Raw genomic sequence first — 26,894 nt, forward strand, 5'->3', positions numbered from 1 at the left:
CACAATCGTTCTATGAAAAATAAAAATTATACATGATATAATATTTCTAGATGTTCAACATAAATAGCTTATATAGATGGAGAAATTATGGAAAGGAGGTATACTTCTGCGCATTTTATTTCGTATCTTAATTTTAGTATCCATGTTTCTGATTTTCAATATTTATTTTGAGTTTTCGAAAGAAGAAGGCAATGAAGGATTGGTTAATAAAGGCAAAATATCTCCGAATTTAGTTTCTCCCAATTTTCAAACTGAAGGAGATGAGAAAAACTCTCCAGCGTTAAAATCTCCAAAAGAGGGCCTTTTAACATTGATAGGAAAAGATGCTGAATCATTAAAGACAGTTCTTGGGGAACCTAACAGGATTGACCCATCATATTATGATTATGAATGGTGGATTTACAACAAAAATCCAAATAAATATGTTCAGGCCGGCGTTGAAAACGGTAAAGTGGTTACGATCTATGCCATTGGTTCCGAAACGAATGTAGCTCCCTTTACGATCGGGCAGCCAATTGAACAAATTCATAATTCCGTATTAATTGAACCGAGTGTAAACTTGGAATATGAAAATAATTCTTACCGATTTGAACTTTCTGAAGAGGATATTAATACACGGCCGCTTGTTCAAATTGGCGGGCATTTTGCAGAGCTTTATATTGATCGATTTACAGGTATCCTTTCAAGTGTTAGATTTTTGGACGCTAAGACATTGATTAAGCACCGTCCATATGAACTTGTATACCGAGGCAAATTAATTGAGTCAAGTCCTGATGATGGAATGGAAAAAATAGAGCGGGGAATGGAACAACAAATATTTGATATTACTAATATCATTCGTTTAAGGTATGACTTGAACACATTGAAATGGGATGAAAAAACGGCTGAAGTGGCATATTCGCATAGCAAGGATATGTATGAAAGCGGAGAATTCTCCCATACTTCCGAAAAATATGGGGATTTATCAAACAGATTAAAGGCAGCTGACGTTTTTTATCAGCTTGCAGGAGAGAATATTGCAGCCAATTATGTCGATGGCCCGGCAGTTGTCGAAGGATGGCTGAACAGCAAAGACCATCGGGAAACATTATTAAACAGTGAATTTACCCATCTTGGGGTAGGTGTGTATCAAAAACATTATACGCAAAACTTTATTCAAGTTTGGAAAAAGTAACACCGGCATTATTTCGATCATACTTAATGATACAGTTTTTTGATCTGGTCTCAAGCTTTTTCTTGCGAACCATTTTTTTAGTTTTTTCATATCGTATTTATAGGCATATGCAACGATAAGAGGTGAATATATTGGCTAAGAAAAAGCTTGATCCATCTGTCGAAAAGTTTAAAGCGTTTGTACAATCTAATCCAAAAATCATATTAAAAGTTCGAAAAGGTGAAGCCACTTGGCAAGAACTATTTGAAGATTGGTATCTGCTAGGTGAAGATGACCCCCGCTGGGATTCGTACCGATCAGAACAAAATGAACCGAAAGAATCTGTAACGGACAAGAAGGATGATTGGAAGGCACATTTAATAGGATTGTTCAAAAAGATGGACGCTAATCAAATCGAGCAGCATATTCATCATTTAAGCCAAGCGCTTGGAGCAATCCAAGGAGTTATTGGACAATTTCAGGAAGGCTCCAAAACAAAAAGCACTTCCGAAAAGGTGCAGCCCCCCCATCCTTTCCAATTTAGAAAAGATTGATAAAAGGAGCCAAGTCAAATGCGGAATGAAATTGTTGATCTTTTAGACAGCAATCAGGAACTGAAACAATTTATCCGTGAACAGCCTCAGTGGTACCGGACATTATCAAGAAATCCTGAAAAAATACAGACAATGCAAATTGCCTCCATGCATTACTATAGAAAGACAATTCCCCATAAGGTAGAAATGATTACGAACGGAGTTCAAATGGCTTCAATGATGATGCACATGTTCCAAATGATGAATTCAAATTCATAAAACGAGCTTTCTCAAAAGAATGAGAGAGCTCTTTTTTTATTGAGTAAAGAGAAACAGGAATGTAAACAATACAAACAAAAAGGAGTGAAGACATATGCGGTATATGAAGAACGCCTTATTCATAATAATATTTTCAAGTTTATTGCCCGCTTGCCATAAAGATATACCTGAACCGGAAACAAATATCTCAATATTGCCAATTGAATATGTAAATGCGGCCGGTGATCAGCCCGTATCGGTTCTTGAAGATGGAGGGGACAAGACTTTTTTTGTCCGCCATCATATAAGAGGCGAGAATCTCTATATTGAATGTATGGTTTCCGGCATATCCTTTAGGAGTAATCATACTGGTAATACGGGGAAAATTATTTTGTCTATTGATGGAAAAAAGACGAAAGAAATTTCTTCAGCAGCTTTTATTGTTAAAGGCTTAAACCCGGGAACACATCGAGTCAGATTGGAAGTAGTAAAAACAAACAATGAGCCTTATCATCTAATAAAAGAGTTTTATGCAACCATTCCATAAGGTGTAATGTTTCGTTATTTTGCTGTTTCATGATAAAATAGGATTCGGAGGTGAGCGTTTTTGCTTGCTACAAGTGAACGAGTAATTCTATTAGAAGAGGCAGAAGAGCTGGCAAAGATGGTGTTGCAATCAGAAGCAGCTGAAGAGTATCGCTTGCGTTTAAATAAATTAAAAACAGATAAGGAAACTCAGAGAAAGATCCGTGCTTTTGTCAAATTGAAAGAATTGTACGAAGAGGTACAGCGGTTTGGCAAGTATCATCCCGATTATAAAAAAGTGACGGAAGAAATCCGGGATGCGAAGCGAACAATGGATCTTGATGAAAACGTATATTTATTTAAAAAAGCAGAAAATGAACTTCAAGGTTTGTTGGACGAAATAGCTGTTATCATCGGTCATTCCGTTTCCGAACATATAAAAGTACCGACTGGGAATCCTTTTTTCGACAGCCTTTCCGGCTGCGGCGGCGGCTGCGGAACCGGCAGCAGCTGCGGCTGTTCAGCTTAAAGGGGCTGACTCATAAGGGTCTGATCCCTCCGGCAATGGCAATATATAGAATGGCTTTTTAAGAGTTTAACTATATGTTGTATTGGGGAGGGGTCTGACCCTTTTTATAAGTTTCTGTCCAGTCATTGATTAACAGCATTTTCGTATGCTAGACTAATAAAAACAAACGCTTTGCTGAAGGGGAAAAATGATATGTTTGTTCAAAGGCAAGGAATTATTGTTTGGCTGTATTCACTCAAACATGCAAAAATGTTAAGAAGATTCGGAAATGTTCATTACGTTTCCAAACGGTTAAAATATGTTGTCTTATATTGTAATCAAGAAGAAACAGAGATGCTTATAGAAAAACTGCAATCTTTTCCATTTGTGAAAAAGGTTGAACCATCATATAAACCATTTTTAAAGATGGAATATGAAAATTCAAAGCCTGATAAGGCAAAAGAATATGATTATAAAATGGGTATTTAAAAAAGGGCTGACTCCCACCGGAAATGACAACATATAGAAAAATTTTTTAGTGGAGGGTCTGCCCTTTTTTATGTTTTAATCTAAAGGCGGTATGTAGCGGTTCATTCGCAAGATTCCGATTAAATGCTGATAAAATAGTTCTTTTTCAGGAAACATTGTCGATGGCTTTATATTTAATTCAATAATTTCTTTATTAAGGCTTTTGGCAGTTTCTGAAAATAATTCATATCTTTTATTCGGAGTTTCATGTGGATAAGGAATTCCTTCCCTGCAAATATAGAGAGGCTGAAAATTACCGCTTTCAGCCGGATTTAAAATCACTACCAATGAGGTTGCTTTTTTGCCATTGATCACCGTATGCATGGCCATCATATGCCTGAGCCGGTATTCATTCACTTTTGCCAGTTCAATTAATTCGTATATATCAGAGTATCCTTCTCCCAGTTCGATAAATCGTTGAATCAACCCCAACTACCTCCTTTTTTTGATTCCACATTAACATCAATACTTTATCATTTTCAGTTTGAAAATAGAAGTAGCATGGAAAGACTTATATCGGTTAAAAAAGCAATTTTCGCTATTATTAAACACAATTTGTATGACGGAACTGCCTTGATTTGTTATTGTTAAGATAAGACATTGGTTAAGGAGAATTCCGATGTTTAGGACATCATTTTTTATTTTCATAATCTTATCAGCTGCAATTGGAGGCATATTGTTCTGGCAATGGAAAGCTTATTCCGATAACAATGGAGCACCCGGTCATTTGCAGACGGAATCTGCATTGCAGCAAATAACTGTTGAATCGGCAGCCAATGAGTTGAAAATCTCACAGTCCATTAGCGGGCTTATTGATGGAAAAGAGTACAAAGTTTCTATCCCGGAAAAAGTGTCTTCATGGAATTGCTTGAAGGTTGGTGGAAATCCTTGCGATTCTAAAGATCAATTGCCTGATACTTACATGGCGGAAGATGGAAAAATCGTTTTTTCTTATTCGATTTTTTTTAAAAAGAATTTATCTGCTCTATTGTTGAATAATTGGATAATCTCATTGCCTGACGTTTCTATTGATCACACAAAATTGGAAATTATTGATTATGCCAGAAGAGGGGGTTCATGGGCAGCAGGACTTCCTTTAAAAGGTTATAAGCATTTTGACTTTATTGACTACTTTGTATTTGAAGGAGAAAGTGAGTCATTTTCATTATATTGGCAGAAAGAACCGTTGCATGAAGTAAAAAATGTGCCTGAAATAAGATTGTTGGCGGAATCAAAAAATACAAAACCTGTCACTATAACCTCACTAAACTCTCTTTCTGATTTTCCATATTTGACCGTTGTGGTTACGGACAACTATCCGGAAACAGACGGAGAAGGTGTCATTGTTGTTAAAAAAAACATTCAGCGAGATGTTTTAGTTAGAAAAGTTTTTGATCATTATTTCCGAGCAAAGTTCAGCAAGGCGGAAATTGAAGAGAAATGGCTTGCAGATGTGCTGGCTGATTGTTTTACAAAACAAAAAAGCCGTTCTGTGAAAGGGGAAAAAATTATACAAGAGCTGACTGCAAAGCTTTCTGATCGTGAATTGAATGCATTTTTGTCTTCCGTCATTCAAGAAAAGGCTGTTTTATCAGCAAAAATTTTGGATGAACGATTATCAAAACAAAAAGGATTAAAAACGCAATTTTTTACTTTGAATAAAAACGAAGATGCTTCATTTGTTCCATTATACTTTTTTGATTCGAGAAAAGTATTTATAAATGGAAAAGAAAGAAAGGGCATTGAGATATTATATCAGAATGAGAAGCGTTTATTTCCGCTTATAGAAATACTTGCAGGTCTTGGGTATGAAGTAAAACATTTTGCAGACGAAAAAACATTGGTTTTAAATAAAGGGAAAAACAAATACCGGTTTTATACCGATCGTAATATTTTTGTATACAATAAAGAGGATTACGGACTTCTGGAAAACCCGTTTCTTTTGATAAACGGTAAAGTTTATATTGAAGAAAAATGGCTTATGGCCTTGTTTAAGATCTATATAAAAGAAAATAAGCATCAAATTAATATCTTTTCTTCATAGAAAACGTGCATGAGTTTTAAACTCCCAACCCCTATAACATGGAAAAAAGAAAAAACCCTGCAGAAACCTGCAGGGTCCTTCTATATCCTTATTAAAGGACAGAAGGCAAAGGGAGAGGAGAAACCGGAGGAAGAACTTATGGGGAAACGTAAGTCTTCTCCGCGGTTGGCAACAACACCATCGAATAGATGTTGTTAGTAACATTATTTCCACAATCTTTCGGGTTATACACTATGAAGACAATTATTTCTTGAATGTTTATAGTAGTTGGCTAAAAAAATCAATTGTGTTAGGATAATGGAGAAAACTTTACAATAAGGGCAAACTTAGTGGTGATCACCGATGAGAGTAGTTTCAGGAGCCTGTAAGGGCAGGATTTTAAAGGCCGTTCCAGGGAGTTCAACCAGGCCTACAACAGATAAAGTAAAAGAAGCAATATTCAATATGATCGGCCCATACTTTGATGGCGGGCTAGGCTTGGATTTGTTTGCAGGCAGCGGAGGATTAGGAATCGAAGCTTTAAGCAGAGGATTAAATAAGGTTATCTTTGTTGATAAAGACAAAAAAGCAATACAGATCATTCATGAAAATATTAAAAGCTGCGGTTTGGAGAAACAAGCGGAAGTTTATCGAAATGATGCGGAAAGAGCTCTAAAAGCAATTATCAAGCGAGGACTTGTTTTCGATTTCATTTTTCTTGATCCCCCATATAAGAAACAGCAGCTTCCTAAGATTTTGGAAACAATTGATAAGGAAAATCTACTTTCGGAGAATGGTGCGATCGTTTGTGAACATAGCGCGGATGAAAGTTTGCCTGAAACAGCAGGCAATTTCATTCGAAAAAAATATGAACAATATGGCATCATTGCTGTTTCCATCTATATTTATCGTTCTGAACATTAAGGAGGTATTTATTTGGCGAGCATAGCGGTTTGTCCAGGGAGTTTTGATCCGATTACATACGGACACCTGGACATTATTACAAGAGGTGCAAAAGTTTTTGATGAATTATATGTCGTCGTGTTGAATAATTCATCGAAAACCCCCTTGTTTACCATAGAGGAAAGAATTCATTTAATTAAAGAAGTAACGAAAGACATCGCTAATGTGAAAGTCGATTTCTACCAGGGATTGCTCGTTGACTACGCAAAGAGCGTAAATGCAAACGCTATCATAAGGGGGCTTCGGGCAGTGTCCGATTTTGAATATGAAATGCAGATAACTTCTATGAACAGGATTTTAAATGAAAATATTGAAACAATTTTTATGATGACGAAAAATCAATATTCTTTTTTAAGTTCAAGCATTGTAAAAGAAGTTGCAAAATACAGCGGAAATATTTCGGAACTTGTTCCGCCGATTGTGGAACATGCATTGAAAGAAAAGTTTACTTCCTGATAAAGAGGGGCCTGACCTTTTGCTTTGAGTCAGCCCCTTTTCGGTTGAAAAAATTTTTTAAAATTTTCTTTTAGTATAGATCATGATATAAATAAGAAGGGAAAAAATTGTAATGATGGGCCCAGTTTCCACTATTCCATAATAAAGTTCGCGAAAGAATGAACCTTCCTTAAATAACAAAACCGGGATAGCGTTGGAAGGTTGCTCTTTATCGTAGTATTTTTCAAAAATAGGTTCCCAAAGAAGGAATGCATAAAGACTGGAAAAGATGCCATGAAGAATTCTTGAAAAGAAAAACGGCTTAAACCTAATATCAGTTTGTGCTAAAATGCTTGCTACTTGGGCTTGGACGCTAAAACCGCTAAACGCAAGGATAAAACTCGTGATCATAACTTGCTGAAGGACTGTTGCTTCTTGAACCTGGCTTGTCATTTGACTGCCAAGAGTAATTTCGAAAAGGCCTGAAATTAACGGAATGCTTAGCGTCTCAGGGAATTGCAGGAATTTTAATACAAATTCAATGATATTTGCGAGAAACGATGTTATGTGCAAATGAAATAATAGCTTATTAATCACGGAAAATAATATGATAAACCCGCCAATCATTAATAATGTTTGTATAGAAGACATAACTGCGTCACCCAGCAACTTGCCAATCGGACGGTTATCTTTAATTCTTGTTCGGTGCAAAGTTGACAACGCGGATCGGACTGAAAACTTCTTCTTTTTAAATTCTTTGTCAGTGGCAATCTCATCTCCGTAGAACCTCATGAGCAAACCGACCGTGATATTTCCTAAATAATGTGATAATGCTAAAATAACTCCTAATTGGGCATTATAAAAAAAACCGACTGAAACAGCGCCAAAAATAAACAAAGGGTTCGATGAGTTTGTAAAGGATACAAGCCTTTCTGCTTCAATTTTGCTCAGCTGCCCCTCTTGTCTCAGTCTTGCTGTAAGCTTCGCCCCGGCAGGATAGCCGGATGCCATACCCATAGCCCAAACAAATCCTCCTACTCCCGGAACTTTAAACAGCGGCCTCATTAATGGTTCCAGCAATACCCCGATAAATTTGACAACCCCAAAGCCAATCAGCATTTCTGAAACAATAAAAAACGGCAAAAGGGAGGGGAAAACAATTTCCCACCACATATTTAATCCTCTGATTGATGCATCCACTGATTCCTGCGGGAAAGATATAAGGGATACTGCCATAAATGAAACCGAAACCGCCAAGAAAATCGATTTAAATTTTGATCGAAACAATTAAGGAGCCCCCCTCCAAAGCTGCCATACTGTGCAACTTGTTCAAACAATGTTAAAATATGTATTAGTTAAATTTCAACAATTACAAAGAGCGCTTGTGCTTTTCGATACTTGTCCCCATATACCTCAATATACTCATAGAACTTTAAAATAGACCATATGTTTAAAACATGAATAGATGAAATGCCTTAAAAAAGGAGGATATCTCTTGCGTCGTCCGAAAATAGGATTGGCACTTGGTTCGGGTGGAGCGCGAGGATTTGCCCATCTAGGTGTTATCAAAGTGTTAAAAGCAGAAGGAATACCGATTGATTTTCTTGCCGGCAGCAGCATGGGGGCCATGGTTGGATGTTTATATGCTGCAGGTCTTGATATTGAGCAATTATATAAATTAGCCGGGGCATTCAAGAGAAAATATTATTTAGATTTTACCGTGCCGAAAATGGGATTTATAGCAGGAAAAAAGGTAAAGGAATTGATTCGTGTTTTTACCCATGGCAAAAATATTGAACAGCTTGAAATCCCGGTCGGGGTAGTGGCAACCGATTTAATGACAGGGGAAAAAGTTGTTTTTCGTCAAGGTCCGATCGCGGATGCAGTACGCGCCAGCATATCCATACCGGGAATTTTTGTTCCAGAAAAACTAAACGGGAGATTGCTCGTTGATGGCGGAGTTGTTGACAGAATTCCTGTGTCGGTTGTCAAGGAAATGGGAGCGGATTTGATCATAGCTGTCGATGTTTCACATGTGAAAACAAATACCGAAATTACGTCGATTTTTGATGTTATTATGCAGAGTGTTGATATTATGCAAAAAGAATTAGTGATGAGTCGCGAAATTGCTTCAGACGTGATGATCCGGCCCCGGGTTGAAAATTATAGTTCGCGTTCCTTTACTAATATCGATGAAATTATTTCAATCGGGGAAGAAGAAGCACGAAAACAAATCGGCAAAATTAAAAGTGTTATTGAACGGTGGAAGGAGCCTTCTATAGAATGAGCAGAAAAATTTATATACGAAACTTCCTCATTGCTGCAATCATCTTTTTAGCCAGCACTTTTTATTATTTGCCTTACTATGTGTCAAAGCCCGGCATGGCAAAAGAATTGGAACCGATTATTGAAGTGGATGGCGGCTACGATGAAGAAGGAAGCTTAATGTTAACCACTGTAAGAATGGGACGAGCTAATATTTACTCTTATATTTTTGCGAAACTAAGCAAGTATCAGGAAATCTTTCCTGCTGAGATGATTAAATATGAGCATGAGACTGATGAAGAATTCACGCTTCGCCAGTTAAGGGCAATGGATACATCCAAATTATCGGCGATTGAAGTTGCTTATAAAAAAGCCGGGATTCCGGTTGAATACCGATATAAAGGCGTCTATGTAATGAGTGTCCTTCCCGGTATGCCTGCTGAAGGAAAATTGAAGCCTGGAGACAGGATTTTTAAAGTTAATGACGTGATGTTCAAGTCTTCTGATGAATTTAGACAGTATGTTAGCAAAAAGAAGAAGGGCGACAAGATTCAAATCTCTTATGTACGTAATGGCAAAGCCGATCGCGCAACACTTCAGGTCATGCCTTTTCCCGATAACCATGATCAATTAGGGATCGGCATTGTTCTCGAGGATGATAAGGAAATCATTGTTGAACCAGATGTCAAAGTCAATACTGATGAAATCGGCGGTCCTTCTGCCGGACTGATGTTTGCCTTAGAAATCTATAATCAATTAACGAAAGATGATTTAACTCACGGGTTTGAAATTGCCGGTACGGGAACTATTTCGCCCGACGGAACAGTTGGAAGAATCGGAGGCATTGAGCAGAAAATCGTAGCTGCGGATAAAGCAGGTGCTGATATATTTCTTGCCCCAAATGAAAAAGGCGCAAATGGATCAAATTATGAAATAGCGGTCAAGACTGCAAAAGAAATTGGAACTGATATGAAAATTGTTCCTGTCGACACGTTTGAAGAGGCGGTTTCCTATCTGGAAAATTTAAAAGAAAAATAAAAAGACAGCGGTTTCCCTTATCGGGAAAGCTGTCTATTTATTTTGAGACAAATAAATTGGCGGGTGATTGAACTCAGCCTGCAAAAGTTTTGTTTGAAATTTATGCCCGGCTCCAAGGGCATAAATCCTTGAACTGCGTATATCCAATTCAATTTGGTTATTATAAAAGGAAGACAATTTTGATATAATCGGAATATCTGATTGATGTTTAAATTTGTTCAAATAATCTCTTCCTTTTTCGGTCATTCCTAAAAGCCGCAGATAGCTTACTTTTGATTGATTCATTTCAGATTTTTTTGCATTTGTTAAAATATGGACGCATGTTCTCTGCAGTCTTGTCCACGTATACCGCTTTGTTTTTATTTTTTCCATGAAATCATAAAAGCTATCTGCATGGAGGGCAAAGGAAATCAATCTATTTTCAAGACCTTCTTCCACTTCATAAACAGCCTTTAACTCATCTTGGTTCGTTTGCAAAAGTTTATAGCGGAGATAAGGCCAATAGTTCTCCCAGCTGTGAAGCTGTCCAAACTCTTTTATATATTTATTAAGAAGTTGAAACGTATGCTCCGGAACATATTGTTTAATTTGCGACATTTCATTTTTTTCAGAAAATAACGCTTTTCGGATACTTGTTGCACTTGCAATCGTTTGCGAAGAAAAATGCTCATCATGATAATCCGCGTTTTTCCGTTTAATTGTATAGGCTTGCATATCAAAACCTTGGTCATCAATTGCTTTTAAATAATGAAACCCTAGAATATTGTTGGGTTTTGATAAATCAACGATTTCCTCATCAGCCGGCAAATCTTGAAAGGCGAAGGACATCGCTTTTGGATAACTGACCCCTTTTTCGATATGATGCTTTATTTGCTGCTGAAACAGTTGGTTATGTCTTTTCATATATCTTAATGTCGCCTGAAAATCAGCCACACTTCCGGATTCACTCCCGAAACAAATGCTGTTGCATCCGGCTTTATAAAGAATTTCTACTGCTCCTTTTGCAAATGTTTCCGCTTTTTGCACAGCAAATTGGTAAGGAAGTTCAAATACGATATCAACGCCGCCTTTTAAAGCCATTTCAGCACGGACCCATTTCGATAAGAGGGCAGGTTCCCCGCGCTGCAGGAAGTTTCCGCTCATGACAGCGATCACGAGATCTGCACCAGTTTCTTCCCGTGTTTTTTTGACATGATAGGCATGACCGTTATGAAAAGGATTGTATTCAACAATAACACCGACTGCATTCATCATTCGTTACTCCCTATAAAATTGGTATTTGAGATAATGAACAAAAAATTAGTTTAAATTAATGAGTTATTGACTACAGTATAGTGTAAAGAAAAAATATTGACAAATAATTATATGAAAGCTATAATTACCTTTGTTGCCTTGGGGTGATTCAATTTGAAATGGACGATAAGTCAGTTGCAAAAATATCGAAACAAGGAATTTTCTGTTGATGAAACGGTAAGGGTAGATGAAATCAAAGAAATTGATACATCGATTCGAAGCGTTTCTCCGATGCATATAACCGGACGGGCAGACATTGGCACAACTAGAGTGACATTTTACTTGAAAATGAAAGGTTCTCTTGTGCTTCCTTGTTCTCGTACATTAGTTGATGTGAATTATCCAATTGATGTTGAAACAACAGAGACATTTCTGATTAACGATTCAGATTTTTATGAATCGGATGAGGAAATACATCGAGTAAAAGGTGACATAATTGATCTTATGCCGATCGTACGTGAAATCCTTTTACTTGAAGTACCGATGCAGGTATTCTGTGAAGATAGCAGCGAAGATGGCGCACCACAATCAGGTAAAGATTGGGAAGTGATCCGCGAGGAAGATAGGAAAGAAAGAATTGATCCTCGCCTAGCCGGACTTGCAAAACTGCTTGAACAGAATGATTCTTCGGATTCATAACCGAAAAGAACTATGTAAAGTGAAGAACCAGCTTTTATCTGGCCTTCATAACTTTCTTGATTCTCTTTAAGGAGGTGGGAAGAATGGCTGTACCTTTTAGAAGAACTTCAAAAACTGCGAAAAGAAAGCGCCGTACTCATTTTAAACTACAAGTTCCGGGTATGGTAGAATGCCCAAACTGCGGTGAAATGAAACTTGCTCACCGCGTATGTAAAGCATGTGGAACATATAAAGGAAATAAAGTTGTAAACAACTAATTTCATTTTGATAAAAAGCACAAGGAGAGAAAGTCCTTGTGCTTTTGTCATTTAAAAAAGGATTTACCATAAGACTTGAAAGAATACAATGAAAATTCCTAAAATAAAAGGGAATATTTATTTTCTGGAGGGCAGCAATGAAATCTTTTTTATTGGAAGAGCGGGAACAAGGATGCTTACTATTTACCATTAATAGACCTGACAAGAGAAATGCCGTAAATTTTGATGTGATGGATGGACTAAGTGAAGCGATCAATTTTGCCAAAAAACCGGGAGTGAAAGCTCTCGTTATTACCGGCGCCGGTGAAGCTGCATTTTGCTCGGGCGGCGATCTTTCTATTTTTCATCAACTGAAAACAGAAGAGGAAGCTTATGGCATGCTCTCAAAAATGTCAAATATTTTATACAGATTGTTAACCCTTCCAAAACCAACAATTGCCCTTATAAATGGAACGGCAGTTGGAGGGGGCTGTGAAATAGCTGCAGCATGTGATTTTCGCGTGGCGAAAAAAGGGCAAAAAGCAGGGTTCATACAAGGGAGTCTAGCAATTTCGACAGGATGGGGAGGCGGAACCATTTTATTTGAAAAGCTTTTGGCAGGAAATGCCTTGAAAATACTGATGGAATCGCGGCTTTTTCAAGTTGAAGAATTAGCTGAGTTTGGGTTTATCGATCACATATATGACGATGATCGTGAAGAAGTTTGCGATTCTTTCTTAAGAAAAATTCTTTCTCTTGAAACGGATGTTTTGTCAGCTTACAAAAAAATGCTAATAAGAAAGTGGACAGAATCGGGTCTTCAAAAAAGAATGGAGGAAGAAGTTCGAAACTGTGCTGTTTTGTGGGAGAAAGATGTGCACCATGAGCTAGTTGCAAAATTTTTAAAACGAAAATCTTAATTTTTGCATCTTATGGAAGAATGATATCAGTCTATCTTTTCTAGCAGTTGCATATGTATTAATAAAAACGCTAGGGGGGATATTCTGATGTCAACAACTCGACAGGATGCTTGGACACAAGATGAAGATTTATTGCTTGCAGAGGTAGTATTGCGCCATATTCGAGACGGAGGAACCCAATTACAAGCTTTTGAAGAAGTAGGCAAGCGGCTGTCAAGAACGGCTGCAGCATGCGGATTTCGCTGGAACTCAATTGTAAGAAAACAATATAAATCAGGAATAGAACTGGCAAAAAAACAGCGAAAAGAACAGAAGAATCATGCTTCAAATTTAGTAGTGAATAATGATAAGAGTATTGAAAAAAAAGATGTAATCTCTGCTGCCTTTAAGACTTTTGAGCAAAAAGAAGATCTTTCGTTTGAGACTGTCATTAACTATATAAAAGATCTTTATGAAAAAGCCGGTAAATACACTGGCGAAGAAGAAAATATCGCGAAATATGCTGATAAAATTAAAGAAATGGAGAAAAAAATGTTTTATCTTGCTGCAGAAAATGAAAAATTGGCGAAAGAGTTAAATGCGGTTAAAGAAGATTACCGCGCCTTAATTGAAATCATGGAGCGTGCTAGAAAAATGGTTGTTCTGCAGGAAGAAGACCATCAGAAAAAAGTGAAATTTCAAATGGATAAGAATGGGAACTTAGAAAGAATTGAAAAATAAAAAGAGGCTGACCCATAAGGAAAAAAGTTCCGGCCTTAAGGGGTCAGTTCCTTAATGCTATTTTGCACGAAATATAGAAAGCGGTTTTATTTTTTTTGAAAGGAATTTTTAGAATATTTAGAGAAATAAATAATATTTCAGCCAAATGGGGGCAGAAAGGGGAACGAGGGTGCAAAAAATTGTCATTGCAAACAGGGGAGAAATTGCTTCAAGAGTAATCAGAGCTTGCCATGAACTTGGAATTGATACAATTGCTGTCTATTCGGACGCCGACAAAGATTTGCCATTTGTAAAAGAGGCAAAATATGCGTTCCGTCTAGGGGAGCCGCCTGTTCATAAATCGTATCTTAATAGCGATCTCATTCTTGAGATTGCGAAATCAGAAAAAGCGGACGGCATTCATCCGGGATATGGTTTTTTATCTGAGAATGCTGATTTTGCACGCAATGTTCAGGAAGCAGGGCTTACTTTCATTGGTCCATCTCCGGAAACGATTGAACGAATGGGTGATAAAATCATCGCACGAAATACGATGGAAAAAGCAGGGGTACCCGTTGTACCGGGGAGCAGCGAAGGATTAACAACACTTGAGGAGGCTTGTGATTTTGCCGAATCAATCGGTTACCCGGTTATGTTAAAGGCAAGCGCCGGCGGTGGCGGAATCGGTATGGTGTTTTGTGAAAATGAGCAGGTACTCGCTAAGTCGTATGAGTCAACGAAAGCACGAGCGAAAACATATTTTGGCTCAGAGAAAATTTTTATCGAAAAATACATTCAAAATGCCCGTCATATCGAAGTGCAAATATTTGGCGATGTTCATGGAAATATCGTTCATTTATTTGAAAGAGATTGTTCTATCCAAAGGAGGCACCAAAAAGTCATTGAAGAAACACCATCGCCTTTCTTGTCAAAACGTACAAGAAAACAATTGTTTGCAACTGCTTTGAAAGCCGCTGCAGCCGTTCATTACGTAAATGCCGGAACAATTGAGTTTATTGTCGATGAGGAAGAAAATTTCTATTTCCTTGAAATGAACACCCGTTTGCAAGTTGAGCATCCGATCACGGAACAGATTACTGGGCTGGACCTTGTTAAATGGCAATTACTGGTGGCCAGAGGTGAAAAGCTCCCTCTTATGCAAGATGTTATAAACCGAAGCGGCCATGCGATACAATTTCGCTTATACGCGGAGGATCCATATACGTTTATGCCGTCTCCGGGCAAAATTACGACTTTTAAATGGAAAGAGTTAGAGAGGGTTCGGATTGATAACGGTTATATAGAAGGGTCAACTGTAACACCTTTTTATGATCCGTTAATTGCAAAATGTATTTTTTATTCAAACACAAGAGAAGATGTCCTAAAAAAGGCGAAAGAATTTTTTCAAAATATAGAAATTGAGGGAATCAAAACAAACATACAGCTCTTTATGAATATTATTGATGACAGCGATTTTCAAAATGGCACGTATACGACGAAATTTTTAACAGAAAAGAAATTTGCAATTAAGTAGGGGGGTCACGATGAAAGAAATCACTTCGACGATGGCCGGTACGGTATTAAATATTCTCGTAAATGTGGGGCAAGAAGTTTCTATAGGGCAAGAAGTTATCATACTCGAATCAATGAAAATGGAAATTCCTGTGGAAAGCCAAATAATTGGAAAAGTGAGCGAAATAAAAGTTAATATCGGAGATTTCGTGAATGAGGGAGACGTATTAATCTTCTTAGAGTAAAAAGTCAAGAGAATAAGACTAGTAGAGGTGGAATAGCATGGCAACTGCAAAAACAATCTCTGAAGCATTAAAAGAGAAGCAAAGAGCGATTGAATCCGGAGGCCATCCAAAGTACCATGAAAAATTAAGAGAACAAAATAAATTATTTGTTCGTGAACGTCTCAAGCTATTATTTGATGATGGAAAATATGAGGAAGATGGAAAATTCGCCAACTTTAAAGCCGGGGATTTGCCTGCAGACGGCGTTGTAACCGGAATCGGCAAAATCAACGGCCAGACTGTTTGTGTTATGGCAAATGATTCAACTGTAAAAGCCGGTTCATGGGGAGCAAGAACGGTTGAAAAAATTATTCGCATACAGGAAACTGCCGAAAAGTTAAAAGTACCAATTTTATATTTAGTAGACTCGGCCGGAGCAAGAATAACAGACCAGCTTGAGATGTTCCCGAACCGCCGCGGTGCAGGAAGAATCTTTTATAATCAAGTGAAGCTTTCCGGCATGGTGCCTCAAATCTGCCTCTTGTTCGGGCCTTCTGCTGCAGGCGGTGCCTACATTCCTGCGTTTTGTGATATTGTGATAATGGTTGATCAAAATGCATCTATGTATTTAGGTTCTCCGCGCATGGCTGAAAAAGTGATCGGCGAAAAGGTTTCACTTGAGGAAATGGGCGGTGCACGTATGCACTGTACGGTAAGCGGGTGCGGAGACATACTTGTTTATTCAGAAGAAGAAGCTATTGAGTCAGCAAGAAAATATTTAACCTATTTTCCTGCGAGCTTCAAAGAAAAACCACGGCTGATTGAAGGAGTTCAGCCGAGAGAAGGGCGTGCTTTAGAAGAGATCATACCTCAAAATCAAAATGCGCCTTTTGAAATGTATGAATGTATTGATTCTTTAATTGATGAAGGCAGTTTTTTTGAAATCAAAAAGCTGTTTGCGCCTGAACTAATTACCGGACTTGCAAGAATAAACGGGCGGGTCGTTGGAATTATTGCCAATCAGCCAAAAGTAAAAGGAGGGGTCCTGTTTGTCGATTCAGCTGATAAGGGAGCTAAGTTTATTCAGCTGTGCGACGCTTTTCATATTCCATTGTTATTTTTAGCGGATGTACCGGGTTTTATGATTGGAACAAAAGTAGAACGTGCCGGGATCATTCGCCACGGTGCAAAATTGATTGCAGCGATGAGCTCTGCAACCGTTCCAAAAATTTCAGTGATTGTCAGGAAGGCATACGGTGCCGGCCTTTACGCAATGGCAGGACCCGCATTTGAACCGGATTGCTGCATCGCGCTTCCGACGGCGCAAATTGCTGTAATGGGGCCTGAAGCTGCTGTTAATGCAGTTTATTCAAACAAATTAAATGCAATTGAAGATCCTAAGGAACGAATGGCTTTCATTCAGGAAAAACAGCAAGAGTATAAAGAGCATATCGATATTTATAAACTAGCTTCAGAGATGATTGTTGATGAAATTGTCTCCCCTGATGAATTAAGGGAAGTCCTTATCGAAAGATTTTCCTATTATGAGACAAAGGAAATGGTATTCAGCACACGAAAGCATCCTGTCTATCCGGTTTAATTATGATTGTTTGCCTTTTTCAAACCTCTTTTTTTCTTAAATTGAAAAGGGGTTTGTTTTTTATTTGAGAATTACATAACTTTTCACTTTTAAATCTGTTAAAATATTGACTAAATAATGTTTATTGAGGGGTTTTAATGAAAATAGGGGTTATTGGCGGCGGTTCAATTGGATTGCTTTTTGCTTATTACTTGAACAAATGTTTTGATACGACTATTTACACTCGAACAGATCGGCAAGCAAGGATGATAGGAGCGAAAGGCTTATTGTTTGAAAAAAACAGGAAAAAAGAAACTGTGCAAATCAAAGCGGAAAGCTTTTCAAATTGGAACGGCGAAGAAGACCTTACGATTGTAGCGGTTAAGCAATATCATCTCGAAGACGTGCTTGGTCAAATTCACGAGAGAATGAACAATAAGGGGTCTTATCTGTTTTTGCAAAATGGAATGGGCCATCTCAAACAAATTAATAAATTCACTGCAGATAATATTTATATCGGTTCTGTGGAGAATGGCGCCTACAGGGCCGGTGACCGTCATGTTCGCCATACCGGTGAAGGAGTTAATAGAGTTGCAGTCTATTTTGAAAAGAATAGCTCTCTTTTGCACGATTTTATTAAGCCGCTATCGAGCTTCTTTCCATTTGTGATGGAAGAAAATTATTACGAGATGTTGATAAAAAAACTGGTTGTCAATGCTGTGATTAACCCTCTGACGGCGATTCTTCGTGTACCTAATGGTGAATTGGTCTCCAATCCTTATTATCGTGAAAATTTTCGCGCTCTCTTTAAAGAAATAAGCGGCATTTTACATCTTGACGATGAACAAGTCTACTATCAACACGTTTTAAATGTATGCCAAAAAACGGCCAAAAATCGATCTTCCATGCTAAAAGATATTGAAGAAAATAGAATAACAGAAGTTGATTCTATTTTAGGATATTTGCTTGAAGAAGCAAAAAAACAAAACAGACATGCTCCATTAACACAACAATACTACACCCTCATAAAAGGAAAGGAGTATAGGGAGAAGGGGAATTAGGATGTCATCTTTATTATCTGCTGTTATTGCCACAATTGTAACAATTCCATTGCTTGGGTATTTAATTGTCTTTATTATCAGCAAACAGCTGACAGGAAACCATCGCCGGTCTGTGCATAAAGCAATAGATGTAAGCACGTTCTTATTCATCGTTTCGGTGCATTACTTAACAATTGTTATTTGGGAGAAATCCTTTTTAGGAATTATTTTCATAACGATCTTAATGACAGGGATTATATTTGTTTTTATTCACTGGAAAACGAAAGAGGAAATCATTTTTCTGCATTTATTCAGAGGGGTTTGGAGGTTCAATTTTTTATTGTTTTTTTCTGCATACATAGTTCTTGTTCTTTATGGCCTGATTCAAAGAGTCGCCTATTCGCTGTCATTTCCGTAAGGTTGTTTCCATTAGGCAAAGTTTTTTCCTTTTTAATTCTGTCAATGCTATACTCTTTACTGAATGAAAATCGTTTACGAGAAAGGAAGTATACTTTACATGGAGATTTTGAATCTCACAATTCCGTCTGCTAATCGATTTGCAACGGATTACATAAATCAAGAATCCTATATGAATAATTTTTTTCATTATAAATTTAATGATCCTTTTGACTATACTAAGCGATTAAAAGAGCTTCAAATACGAAATTTTCAGAGGGAGGAATTAGCGAATTATATTGAGGCTTTTATGGAACGATATCCTTCGTCCGACGCAGTAAAGCGTTCTGTAGAAAAGCTGAGGCAAAAAAACAGTGCAGTGGTGATAGGAGGACAGCAGGCCGGTATATTAACGGGGCCTCTTTATACCATTCATAAAATCATTTCCATTGTTGCTTTTGCCCGGGAAAAAGAACGGGAACTTGGCATTCCGGTCGTTCCTGTGTTTTGGATAGCCGGCGAGGATCACGATTTTTTGGAAATCAACCATGTTTACGTGTCATCGAACCAAAAAATCGAAAAATGGTCATTTCCCGAAAGGGTTATCGAAAAAAAGATGGCATCCGATATACCGCTTAATAAAGAGATTTGTTTAAAATGGATTGAAAGCATCATTGAAACATATGGTGAAACAATTTATACAAATTCACTGCTTGAATTTTTAGAACAATCTTTAAAGCATTCAAAGACATTTGTTGATTTTTTTGCTTATATGATTATGGCTCTTTTTAAAGAAACGGGTTTATTGCTTGTTGATTCAGGCGACAGGAAAATCCGCAATTTGGAAAAGGAGATTTTTGTCAGACAAATAAAAGGGTGCATTGATATTACCCAATCTGTTTTGAATCAACAGGACGAGATAAAAAAACAAGGATTAAAGCCGGCAATCGAACTAACTTCTCAAACGGCAAATTTGTTCTATTACGACCCTTCCTTGCAGGAGCGGATTTTACTCGAATACAACAGTAAAGAAGGCAAGTTTCTCGGGAAAAATGGGGCTGTTTCTTTTTCTGAAGAAGAATTAATACATATCGCATTAACGAATCCTGAATATTTGAGCAATAATGTTGTGACAAGGCCGTTGACACAAGAATGGCTTTTTCCAACTCTTGCATTTATCGGCGGTCCCGGTGAAATTGCCTATTGGGCTGAATTAAAAACCGTGTTCGAAAGATTCGAAATAAAGATGCCGCCAATTGTTCCACGTTTAAATATTACGTTATTAGAGCGGTCAATTGAAACAGATCTCAACGATTTAGGAATAGATATAAAAGAAGTATTAAGTACGGGGGTACAAAGACAAAAAGAATTATTCCTTGCCGATATTAAAGATGAAACGATTGAATCTCTGTTTTTGCAAACAAAAAAGCAGCTAATCGATCAATACGAACTGATTGAAGAACATGCAAAACATCATAATAAAGGCTTAATCCCGCTGCTAAACAAAAACCGGAGCTTTGTTTTAAAACAAATTAATTTTATGCAGAGAAAATTTGAAGAAACCGAAAGGCTTAAACACGAAATAATATTAAGAAAGTTTGACCGGATTGAAACTTCCCTAAAACCAAACGGACTTCCTCAAGAAAGGATCTGGAATATCTTATACTTTTTGAACCGATACGGTTTTCATTTATTGGATGAACTATTAAACTTGCCTTATCAATTTGATGGGACACATAAACTCATAAAAATTTAAGAGTATCAAAGTGCAAATGGGGAAAGCTTGAATAAAAAGCTTTCCCCATTTGTTTTGTAAGCGCTTTCGCTATTTTGTCAATTATTTTTTTTGGACAAATAAATGAGTCAAATTTTCGTTTTTGGAAGGAAATAAAAGTACATTGGGAGAATTAAAAAATAGGTGGTGAAAAGTGGGGGGATGTGGTACATTTGAAATAGAAAGTGGGGTTAGCGGGCATGTTCATGGGCGAGTACCATCATAACGTCGATAATAAGGGGCGTTTAATTGTTCCGGCAAAATTCCGTGAGCATCTCGGAGAAATGTTTATATTAACCCGCGGATTGGACCAATGTTTATTTGGATACCCCTTATCTGAATGGAAGCTGATAGAAGAGAAGTTAAAAGGGCTTCCACTTACCAAAAAAGACGCCCGTGCATTTACCAGATTTTTCTTTTCGGGTGCCACTGAATGCGAACTTGATAAACAAGGAAGGATCAATATTCCATCCCCGCTGATTCAATATGCAAAATTAGAAAAAGAATGTGTGATCTTAGGAGTTTCCAATCGAATTGAAATATGGAGCAAACCAATATGGGAAGAATATTTTAATGACTCGGAAGAATCTTTTGCCGAAATTGCAGAAAATATGATTGGATTCGATATATAACAGGTAATATTATATTAATATAATTTTTGCTGCAAGTTCGATTGGAAAGGTGGAAATAAATTGTTTGAACATACAACCGTGCTCCTGGAGGAAGCTGTTGGGGGGCTTGCAATAAAACCGGACGGAGTATATGTCGATTGTACACTTGGCGGAGCCGGACACAGCGAGCTGATTTTGAAACAGCTGTCTGGAAAAGGAAAACTGTTTGCTTTCGACCAGGATGAAACAGCTATAGCACATGCAAAAGTCAAACTGGCTCCATATGGAGAGAAAATAACGATTATTAAAAGCAATTTCCTTTACATTGAAGAGGAATTGTCCAAATTCGGCATCGCAAAAGTCGATGGGGTTTTATACGATCTCGGTGTTTCCTCACCACAATTGGACAACCCTGAACGGGGATTTAGCTATCATCACGATGCCCCGCTTGATATGCGGATGGATAAAGATTCGGATCTTTCTGCATTTGATATTATTAATCACTGGCCATACGAGGATTTGGTAAGGATTTTCTTTCAATACGGCGAAGAAAAGTTTTCCAAGCAAATAGCAAGAAAAATAGAGATTGCAAGGGCCAAAAAGGCCATTGAAACTACTGGAGAACTAGTTGACATTATCAAGGATGCCATACCTGCTCCTGCTAGAAGAAAAGGCGGTCATCCTGCTAAAAGAATTTTCCAGGCCGTGCGAATAGCAGTAAATGATGAACTTGGTGTTTTCGAAAAATCTTTGCAAAAGTCGATAAACCTTTTAAAAAAGGGCGGCCGAATCAGTGTTATTACATTCCATTCACTTGAGGACCGAATATGTAAAACGGTATTTAAAAATGCAAGTGAGGCCCCGAATTTGCCTCCGGGTTTGCCGATGATTCCGGATGAATTCAAACCAAAAATGAAGTTAATTACGCGCAAACCAATTGTGCCAAGTGAACGGGAATTAGAGCTAAACAACCGGGCAAGATCGGCAAAATTACGGATCGCGGAAAAATTATAAAAAATAAATAAATGAATAACAGGAGGGGAAAAAATGGGCAATTTAGCAAGAAAGTTGCATCAGGAACAACAGCAGCGCAAAAGCCAATCACCTAACAAAGCGAAAGTGAAAGTGAAAAAATCGCGGATTTCGCCCGGAGAGATTATTATAGGAACCGTTTTTACAGCATTCGTCTGTTTCGGAGCAGTGCAAATCGTTTCCAATCAAGCGGCTATCTATGAAATAAATAAAGACATACAAATTGCCGAAAAAAATATTCAAGAACAAAAGAAATTGAACAACGACTTAGAGATGCAAGTGAGCGAGTTAAGTACTTACGAGCGGATTTGGGAAAAGGCGAAAGAACTCGGCTTACAATTGAATGAAAATAATGTTAAGGTAGTGCAAGACTGATGGAAAAGAAACAACCAAATATGAATCTCGGAGCAGCGGTATTATTTATAATATTCAGCCTGCTCTTTTTTGTCTTGCTGATCAGGTTTGTTTCAATCCAAGTCACCGGTGAAGTTGCAGGACAAAATCTTGCGGCAAAGGCCCACCAGAAGTACATGAAGAAAAGTATGATTGAAGCCAAGAGAGGAACGATTTATGACCGAAGAGGGGAAGTTGTAGCCGAGGATACGATTTCATATACCCTCGTTGCTATTCTTGATAAGTCTATGAAGCCTCATTACGTGTCGAATCCGGAAATGACAGCCCGGAAATTAGCAAAATACATAGACTTAAGCAAGGATGAAATATATGAAAGATTGACTGTAAAGGGCCAATTCCAGGTTGAGTTTGGAAAAGCCGGCCGTGATCTGTCTCATCAAACAAAAAAGAAAATCGAAGCATTAAAACTGCCGGGAATTACTTTCAGAAGAGAAATGAAGCGTTTTTACCCTAACGGCGTCTTTGCTTCGCATCTTGTTGGCTTTGTGGAAACAAAAGAAAATGAGAACGGAGAAGCAAAATCGGCAGGGGTGTTAGGGATTGAAAAAACATTGAATTCGGAGCTTACAGGAAAAGACGGAGCGGTTCAGTTTGAAAGCGATTATTGGGGCTATTTGCTACCTGATGAGAAGGAAAAGATAAAACCAGCTGAAAACGGCGATGACGTCTATTTAACAATTGATAAAAAGATCCAAACTTTTCTCGAAGATGCCATGAACAAAGTTGAGAATGAATACAATCCTGCAAAAATTATTGCAGTAGTTGCCGACCCGAAAACAGGGGAAATTTTGGCCATGGGACAACGCCCGACATTTCATCCGAAAACACGCGAGGGTCTTGATAAAAGCTGGTACAATGAAGTCATTGAAAATGCATTTGAACCAGGTTCGACAATGAAAATTTTTACGCTGGCCGCAGCAATCGAAGAAAATGTATTTAATCCAAATGATTGGTTTGAGTCAGGAAGTTACCGAGTAACAAAAAACTCGCCCGTCATTCGTGACCATAACGGCAGCGGATGGGGACCCATCACGTATTTGGAGGGAATACAGCGTTCATCGAACGTTGCCGTGGCTAAAATTGTTAACGAAAAATTAGGTTTTGAAAGATTTCGAGAATACTTGACCAAATTCGGCTTTGAAAAACCGACAGGAATTGAATTGCCAAATGAAGTTACCGGAAAAATTAAGTACGAGTGGCCGATCGAAAAAATTACAACTGCCTATGGTCAAGGTACGACAGTCACGCCGATCCAGCTGATTCAGGCAGCCACTGCCGTTGCCAACGATGGAAGGATGTTGAAGCCCCATGTGATTGATAAAATCGTCGATTCACAAACGGGTGAAGTGATAAGAGAAACAAAGCCGGAAGTTGCCGGCACCCCTATTTCAAAAGAGACAGCGAAAAAAGTAAGAGATATTCTTGGAACGGTCGTGACTTCACCAAAAGGAACCGGCTATAACCGCTACAATATTGAAGGCTATGAGGTTGCCGGAAAAACCGGAACCGCGAATATACCGGGTCCGAACGGGAGGTACCTGAATGGGAATAATGATTATCTTTTTTCCTTTTTGGGCATGGCACCGAAGGATGATCCGGAACTCATCATGTATGTAGCGGTTCAGCAGCCGGAAGTCGAAAGCTATTTTGACGGGTCGAAACCTGTTTCGAAAATTTTTAACACAGTAATGAAAAGCAGTTTGCAATACTTAAATATTAAGCCTTCGAAGCAAGAAAAAGCAGTTGCTAACCTTGTTCCTGATGTAACAGGTTCATCTGTAGAAAAAGCAACGGAAACCTTGCAATCAAAAGGATTTGATATCGTTTTAACAGGGAAAGGGAAAACGATAGAGGCTCAATTACCGTCAGGAAACTCAACGATGCTTGAAGGTGAAAAAATTATTCTTAAGACAGAAGGAGATGTCACCGTTCCGGATATGACCGGCTGGTCGAGAAGAGATGTTATGAAATTTGCAAAAATAAGCGGACTCCATTTGAACTTGACCGGCAGCGGTTATGTCACCAAACAAAAACCGAATCCTGGAGTCTCTTTAAAAAAAGGAGAATACTTAATCGCGAGTTTAGAAACCCCGGAAAAGCAATTGAATCATATGATTGAACAGCAAAATGATGATGAACAGGGTGCTGAAGAAGTGCGAGATTGAAGAATGAATATCCGGCGTTTTCAAATTGTTCTAATCTAAAATGTACAAGCATATAAATGAACGAGCCGTTTAAGTGGTGCAAAGGAGGTTCGTTCATATATGCGTGTATCGAACGTGACCGTCAGGAAAAGGCTGACGATAGCATTAATAGCAGGAATATTGATATTTTTCATTATCGATCTTCGATTAGGCTATGTTCAATTTTTTCTCGGAAATATGCTGACTGACCGTGCTAAAGATTCATGGAGCAGAAATATCCCGTTTGAACCGGAACGCGGAGAGATTATGGACCGAAATGGCGTTCCTTTAGCGACAAATGTTAGTGCACCGACAGTCTATGCAGTTCCGAGGCAAATCGAGAATCCGGCTGAAACGGCGGAAAAGCTGGCGGCTGTCTTAAACATGTCAAAGGAAAAAGCATATAAGCTGATTACGAAAACTGCTTCCTCTGTCCGGATTCCCGAAGGACGCAAGATTTCCCATGAGAAGGCGAAAGAAATCCGTGCTCTCGGATTAAAAGGCGTTTATATCGGGGAGGACTCGAAACGCCATTACCCTTTTGGCAGCTATTTGTCGCACGTTCTTGGATTTGCAGGTGCTGATAACCAAGGGCTTATGGGGCTTGAACTTTATTATGATAAGGAATTAAAAGGAAAAAAAGGATCTGTTAAATTTTATGCGGATGCAAAGGGCAAGCGCATGAATGATATGGCAGACGACTACGAACCGCCGATTGACGGACTTGATTTAAAACTGACGATTGATACAAAGATCCAAACAATTGTTGAAAGAGAACTAGACATTGCCCAAGCAACATATAATCCGGATGGAATTATTGCGATTGCCATGAACCCAAATACCGGTGAAATTTTAGCTATGGCCTCGAGGCCGGATTTTGACCCGGCGAACTACAAGAATGTAGCACCTGAAATTTATAATCGGAATTTGCCGGTATGGAGCACATACGAACCGGGTTCAACATTTAAAATTATTACTCTAGCGGCTGCCCTCGAAGAAGGGAAAGTAGATTTGGAGAAAGAACATTTTCATGACCCCGGATTTGTGAAAGTGGGCGGAGCAAGGCTTCGGTGCTGGAAAAGAGGAGGACACGGTTCACAGTCGTTCCTTGAGGTTGTGCAAAATTCATGTAATCCCGGTTTCGTCGAACTTGGACAAAGGCTTGGGAAAGAAAAATTATTTTCATATATTAAAAAATTTGGTTTTGGTGAAAAGACCGGCATAGATCTCCAAGGAGAAGGAACAGGAATTCTTTTTGCCCTCGATAAGGTCGGACCGGTTGAACAAGCAACAACTGCTTTTGGCCAAGGGGTATCTGTAACCCCCATCCAGCAAGTAGCTGCCATTTCTGCTGCCATTAATGGAGGCACTTTATATACACCATATGTTGCAAAAGAATTGATTGACCCAAGAACCGGGGAAGTTGTTATGAAAAAATCTCCCTTTGCAAAACGGAAAGTTATTTCCGAGGAAACTTCAAAGAAGATACGTTACGCACTAGAAAGCGTTGTTGCCCAAGGAACGGGCGGAAAAGCATTTGTTGATGGTTATCGGGTCGGAGGAAAAACCGGAACCGCGCAAAAAGCAGTGAATGGAAGATACCTTGAAAATAATCATATTGTTTCTTTCATCGGTTTTGCCCCGGCAGATGACCCCGAGCTTGTTGTTTATGTCGGCGTTGACAATCCGAAAGGCACCGTTCAATTTGGAGGAGTTGTGTCAGCGCCGATTGTAGGGAACATTATGGGCGACAGTTTAAGAGCTATGGGTGTTAAACCGCGTAAAGATCAGATTGACAAAGAAATGACATATGCCGATCCTCGTATGATAGAAGTTCCGGATTTAGTCGGTTTATCAAAAAAGGAACTCCGGGAAGTATTCCTGAATTTCAAGATTGACGCAAGCGGTGAAGGGGATATAGTTGTAAAGCAAACACCGCAGCCGGGAGTAAAATTAAAAGAAGGATCAACGATCAGGCTATATTTCGGTAATAATTAAACGACTGGATGAATCATATGAGAAGGGCGGCAATCGAAGAAATCGCCGCCCCGTTTCCATTTTGCTTTTTCCGGAATCTTGAAGAAATAGGTTTGTATTTCCGTTAATAAAAATC

Annotated in this window: 29 protein-coding genes; 26 read left to right on the top strand and 3 right to left on the bottom strand. The window is 38.4% G+C overall.

The window, feature by feature from the left end; genetic code table 11:
• Positions 1-76 precede the first annotated feature (76 nt).
• The 6 genes from C0966_RS03245 (at position 77) to C0966_RS03270 (ending at position 3,466) form a co-directional block, all read left to right on the top strand.
• Positions 77-1,174: a CAP domain-containing protein gene (locus C0966_RS03245; protein WP_274853764.1), complete on the top strand. Its 1,098-nt coding sequence runs from the start codon at positions 77-79 to the stop codon at positions 1,172-1,174.
• Positions 1,175-1,296: 122 nt separating this feature from the next.
• Positions 1,297-1,707 (top strand): YlbD family protein, encoded by a 411-nt coding sequence (locus C0966_RS03250; RefSeq protein WP_342456712.1) that lies wholly within the window; start codon positions 1,297-1,299, stop codon positions 1,705-1,707.
• A gap of 18 nt (positions 1,708-1,725) precedes the next feature.
• Positions 1,726-1,965, top strand: coding sequence for a YlbE-like family protein (locus tag C0966_RS03255; protein WP_274853766.1), 240 nt, complete (start codon positions 1,726-1,728; stop codon positions 1,963-1,965).
• A 94-nt stretch (positions 1,966-2,059) separates the two neighbouring features.
• A complete protein-coding gene (locus C0966_RS03260; protein WP_274853767.1) occupies positions 2,060-2,491 on the top strand; it encodes a hypothetical protein in 432 nt (143 codons plus the stop codon).
• Between the two features lie 60 nt (positions 2,492-2,551).
• Positions 2,552-2,998, top strand: a complete 447-nt coding sequence (locus C0966_RS03265; protein ID WP_274853768.1) for a YlbF family regulator — start codon at positions 2,552-2,554, stop codon at positions 2,996-2,998.
• Between the two features lie 192 nt (positions 2,999-3,190).
• Positions 3,191-3,466, top strand: a complete 276-nt coding sequence (locus C0966_RS03270) for a YlbG family protein (RefSeq protein ID WP_274853769.1) — start codon at positions 3,191-3,193, stop codon at positions 3,464-3,466.
• A 75-nt stretch (positions 3,467-3,541) separates the two neighbouring features.
• Here C0966_RS03270 and C0966_RS03275 read toward each other — a convergent pair whose 3' ends face one another.
• Positions 3,542-3,931, bottom strand: a complete 390-nt coding sequence (locus C0966_RS03275) for a DUF7147 family protein (protein WP_274853770.1) — start codon at positions 3,929-3,931, stop codon at positions 3,542-3,544.
• A 193-nt stretch (positions 3,932-4,124) separates the two neighbouring features.
• Between C0966_RS03275 and C0966_RS03280 the strand changes: the two genes are divergently transcribed.
• From C0966_RS03280 to coaD, 3 genes are all read left to right on the top strand, one after another.
• Positions 4,125-5,549 carry a stalk domain-containing protein gene (locus tag C0966_RS03280; RefSeq protein ID WP_274853771.1) on the top strand — a complete coding sequence of 475 codons (1,425 nt, stop codon included), beginning with the start codon at positions 4,125-4,127 and terminating at the stop codon, positions 5,547-5,549.
• Positions 5,550-5,891: 342 nt separating this feature from the next.
• Positions 5,892-6,452, top strand: a complete 561-nt coding sequence (gene rsmD / locus C0966_RS03285; protein ID WP_274853773.1) for a 16S rRNA (guanine(966)-N(2))-methyltransferase RsmD — start codon at positions 5,892-5,894, stop codon at positions 6,450-6,452.
• 12 nt (positions 6,453-6,464) lie between these two features.
• Complete coding sequence (gene coaD / locus C0966_RS03290; RefSeq protein WP_274853774.1) at positions 6,465-6,947, top strand: pantetheine-phosphate adenylyltransferase; 483 nt, start codon at positions 6,465-6,467, stop codon at positions 6,945-6,947.
• 57 nt (positions 6,948-7,004) lie between these two features.
• Here the strand turns inward: coaD and ylbJ are convergent, their stop codons facing one another.
• The gene (gene ylbJ, locus C0966_RS03295; protein WP_274853775.1) at positions 7,005-8,213 is read right to left on the bottom strand and encodes a sporulation integral membrane protein YlbJ; all 1,209 of its coding nucleotides are present in this window, start codon (positions 8,211-8,213) and stop codon (positions 7,005-7,007) included.
• A 178-nt stretch (positions 8,214-8,391) separates the two neighbouring features.
• Here ylbJ and C0966_RS03300 point away from each other — a divergent pair, with 178 nt between their 5' ends.
• Together C0966_RS03300 and C0966_RS03305 are read left to right on the top strand one after the other, a co-directional pair.
• Positions 8,392-9,213, top strand: a complete 822-nt coding sequence (locus C0966_RS03300) for a patatin-like phospholipase family protein (RefSeq protein WP_274853776.1) — start codon at positions 8,392-8,394, stop codon at positions 9,211-9,213.
• Positions 9,210-10,229: a SepM family pheromone-processing serine protease gene (locus C0966_RS03305; protein WP_274853777.1), complete on the top strand. Its 1,020-nt coding sequence runs from the start codon at positions 9,210-9,212 to the stop codon at positions 10,227-10,229. Before C0966_RS03300 ends, C0966_RS03305 begins: the two co-directional genes overlap by 4 nt.
• Before the next feature lie 33 nt (positions 10,230-10,262).
• Here C0966_RS03305 and C0966_RS03310 read toward each other — a convergent pair whose 3' ends face one another.
• Positions 10,263-11,480: a nucleotidyltransferase gene (locus C0966_RS03310; RefSeq protein WP_274853778.1), complete on the bottom strand. Its 1,218-nt coding sequence runs from the start codon at positions 11,478-11,480 to the stop codon at positions 10,263-10,265.
• 156 nt (positions 11,481-11,636) lie between these two features.
• Here C0966_RS03310 and C0966_RS03315 point away from each other — a divergent pair, with 156 nt between their 5' ends.
• From C0966_RS03315 to C0966_RS03385, 15 genes are all read left to right on the top strand, one after another.
• Positions 11,637-12,161 (top strand): YceD family protein, encoded by a 525-nt coding sequence (locus C0966_RS03315; RefSeq protein WP_274853779.1) that lies wholly within the window; start codon positions 11,637-11,639, stop codon positions 12,159-12,161.
• Positions 12,162-12,244: 83 nt separating this feature from the next.
• Positions 12,245-12,418, top strand: coding sequence for a 50S ribosomal protein L32 (rpmF, locus tag C0966_RS03320; protein WP_274853780.1), 174 nt, complete (start codon positions 12,245-12,247; stop codon positions 12,416-12,418).
• A gap of 137 nt (positions 12,419-12,555) precedes the next feature.
• A complete protein-coding gene (locus tag C0966_RS03325; protein WP_274853781.1) occupies positions 12,556-13,317 on the top strand; it encodes an enoyl-CoA hydratase/isomerase family protein in 762 nt (253 codons plus the stop codon).
• A gap of 87 nt (positions 13,318-13,404) precedes the next feature.
• Positions 13,405-14,037 carry an RsfA family transcriptional regulator gene (locus tag C0966_RS03330; protein ID WP_274853782.1) on the top strand — a complete coding sequence of 211 codons (633 nt, stop codon included), beginning with the start codon at positions 13,405-13,407 and terminating at the stop codon, positions 14,035-14,037.
• A 169-nt stretch (positions 14,038-14,206) separates the two neighbouring features.
• Positions 14,207-15,550, top strand: a complete 1,344-nt coding sequence (locus C0966_RS03335) for an acetyl-CoA carboxylase biotin carboxylase subunit (protein WP_274853783.1) — start codon at positions 14,207-14,209, stop codon at positions 15,548-15,550.
• Between the two features lie 10 nt (positions 15,551-15,560).
• Positions 15,561-15,773, top strand: coding sequence for a biotin/lipoyl-containing protein (locus C0966_RS03340; protein WP_274853784.1), 213 nt, complete (start codon positions 15,561-15,563; stop codon positions 15,771-15,773).
• A 37-nt stretch (positions 15,774-15,810) separates the two neighbouring features.
• Positions 15,811-17,352: an acyl-CoA carboxylase subunit beta gene (locus tag C0966_RS03345; RefSeq protein WP_274853785.1), complete on the top strand. Its 1,542-nt coding sequence runs from the start codon at positions 15,811-15,813 to the stop codon at positions 17,350-17,352.
• A gap of 137 nt (positions 17,353-17,489) precedes the next feature.
• Positions 17,490-18,392, top strand: coding sequence for a 2-dehydropantoate 2-reductase (locus C0966_RS03350; RefSeq protein WP_274853786.1), 903 nt, complete (start codon positions 17,490-17,492; stop codon positions 18,390-18,392).
• Position 18,393: 1 nt separating this feature from the next.
• Complete coding sequence (locus tag C0966_RS03355; RefSeq protein WP_274853787.1) at positions 18,394-18,789, top strand: DUF3397 domain-containing protein; 396 nt, start codon at positions 18,394-18,396, stop codon at positions 18,787-18,789.
• Positions 18,790-18,888: 99 nt separating this feature from the next.
• On the top strand, positions 18,889-20,523 hold the full coding sequence (bshC, locus tag C0966_RS03360; protein ID WP_274853788.1) for a bacillithiol biosynthesis cysteine-adding enzyme BshC: 1,635 nt from the start codon (positions 18,889-18,891) through the stop codon (positions 20,521-20,523).
• A 218-nt stretch (positions 20,524-20,741) separates the two neighbouring features.
• Positions 20,742-21,173 carry a division/cell wall cluster transcriptional repressor MraZ gene (mraZ, locus tag C0966_RS03365; RefSeq protein ID WP_274853789.1) on the top strand — a complete coding sequence of 144 codons (432 nt, stop codon included), beginning with the start codon at positions 20,742-20,744 and terminating at the stop codon, positions 21,171-21,173.
• 60 nt (positions 21,174-21,233) lie between these two features.
• Positions 21,234-22,166, top strand: coding sequence for a 16S rRNA (cytosine(1402)-N(4))-methyltransferase RsmH (gene rsmH, locus C0966_RS03370; RefSeq protein WP_274853791.1), 933 nt, complete (start codon positions 21,234-21,236; stop codon positions 22,164-22,166).
• Between the two features lie 33 nt (positions 22,167-22,199).
• Positions 22,200-22,559, top strand: coding sequence for a cell division protein FtsL (gene ftsL, locus C0966_RS03375; protein WP_274853792.1), 360 nt, complete (start codon positions 22,200-22,202; stop codon positions 22,557-22,559).
• Positions 22,559-24,763, top strand: coding sequence for a penicillin-binding protein (locus C0966_RS03380; protein WP_274853793.1), 2,205 nt, complete (start codon positions 22,559-22,561; stop codon positions 24,761-24,763). Before ftsL ends, C0966_RS03380 begins: the two co-directional genes overlap by 1 nt.
• 99 nt (positions 24,764-24,862) lie before the next feature.
• On the top strand, positions 24,863-26,779 hold the full coding sequence (locus tag C0966_RS03385) for a stage V sporulation protein D (protein ID WP_274853794.1): 1,917 nt from the start codon (positions 24,863-24,865) through the stop codon (positions 26,777-26,779).
• The last annotated feature ends 115 nt before the right edge of the window (positions 26,780-26,894 follow it).

Source organism: Bacillus methanolicus, assembly GCF_028888695.1.
GTDB classification, from domain to species: domain Bacteria; phylum Bacillota; class Bacilli; order Bacillales; family Cytobacillaceae; genus Bacillus_Z; species Bacillus_Z methanolicus_B.

Excerpts from the sequence above, each read along its gene's own strand:
- C0966_RS03245 (WP_274853764.1), top strand. The coding sequence starts at position 77 with ATGGAGAAATTATGGAAAGGAGGTATACTTCTGCGCATTTTATTTCGT.
- C0966_RS03255 (WP_274853766.1), top strand. The coding sequence starts at position 1,726 with ATGCGGAATGAAATTGTTGATCTTTTAGACAGCAATCAGGAACTGAAA.
- C0966_RS03260 (WP_274853767.1), top strand. The coding sequence starts at position 2,060 with ATGCGGTATATGAAGAACGCCTTATTCATAATAATATTTTCAAGTTTA.
- C0966_RS03270 (WP_274853769.1), top strand. The coding sequence starts at position 3,191 with ATGTTTGTTCAAAGGCAAGGAATTATTGTTTGGCTGTATTCACTCAAA.
- C0966_RS03280 (WP_274853771.1), top strand. The coding sequence starts at position 4,125 with ATGTTTAGGACATCATTTTTTATTTTCATAATCTTATCAGCTGCAATT.
- rsmD (WP_274853773.1), top strand. The coding sequence starts at position 5,892 with ATGAGAGTAGTTTCAGGAGCCTGTAAGGGCAGGATTTTAAAGGCCGTT.
- C0966_RS03300 (WP_274853776.1), top strand. The coding sequence starts at position 8,392 with ATGAAATGCCTTAAAAAAGGAGGATATCTCTTGCGTCGTCCGAAAATA.
- C0966_RS03305 (WP_274853777.1), top strand. The coding sequence starts at position 9,210 with ATGAGCAGAAAAATTTATATACGAAACTTCCTCATTGCTGCAATCATC.
- C0966_RS03310 (WP_274853778.1), bottom strand. The coding sequence starts at position 11,480 with ATGAATGCAGTCGGTGTTATTGTTGAATACAATCCTTTTCATAACGGT.
- rpmF (WP_274853780.1), top strand. The coding sequence starts at position 12,245 with ATGGCTGTACCTTTTAGAAGAACTTCAAAAACTGCGAAAAGAAAGCGC.
- C0966_RS03325 (WP_274853781.1), top strand. The coding sequence starts at position 12,556 with ATGAAATCTTTTTTATTGGAAGAGCGGGAACAAGGATGCTTACTATTT.
- C0966_RS03330 (WP_274853782.1), top strand. The coding sequence starts at position 13,405 with ATGTCAACAACTCGACAGGATGCTTGGACACAAGATGAAGATTTATTG.
- C0966_RS03340 (WP_274853784.1), top strand. The coding sequence starts at position 15,561 with ATGAAAGAAATCACTTCGACGATGGCCGGTACGGTATTAAATATTCTC.
- C0966_RS03345 (WP_274853785.1), top strand. The coding sequence starts at position 15,811 with ATGGCAACTGCAAAAACAATCTCTGAAGCATTAAAAGAGAAGCAAAGA.
- C0966_RS03350 (WP_274853786.1), top strand. The coding sequence starts at position 17,490 with ATGAAAATAGGGGTTATTGGCGGCGGTTCAATTGGATTGCTTTTTGCT.
- C0966_RS03355 (WP_274853787.1), top strand. The coding sequence starts at position 18,394 with ATGTCATCTTTATTATCTGCTGTTATTGCCACAATTGTAACAATTCCA.
- bshC (WP_274853788.1), top strand. The coding sequence starts at position 18,889 with ATGGAGATTTTGAATCTCACAATTCCGTCTGCTAATCGATTTGCAACG.
- mraZ (WP_274853789.1), top strand. The coding sequence starts at position 20,742 with ATGTTCATGGGCGAGTACCATCATAACGTCGATAATAAGGGGCGTTTA.
- ftsL (WP_274853792.1), top strand. The coding sequence starts at position 22,200 with ATGGGCAATTTAGCAAGAAAGTTGCATCAGGAACAACAGCAGCGCAAA.
- C0966_RS03380 (WP_274853793.1), top strand. The coding sequence starts at position 22,559 with ATGGAAAAGAAACAACCAAATATGAATCTCGGAGCAGCGGTATTATTT.
- C0966_RS03385 (WP_274853794.1), top strand. The coding sequence starts at position 24,863 with ATGCGTGTATCGAACGTGACCGTCAGGAAAAGGCTGACGATAGCATTA.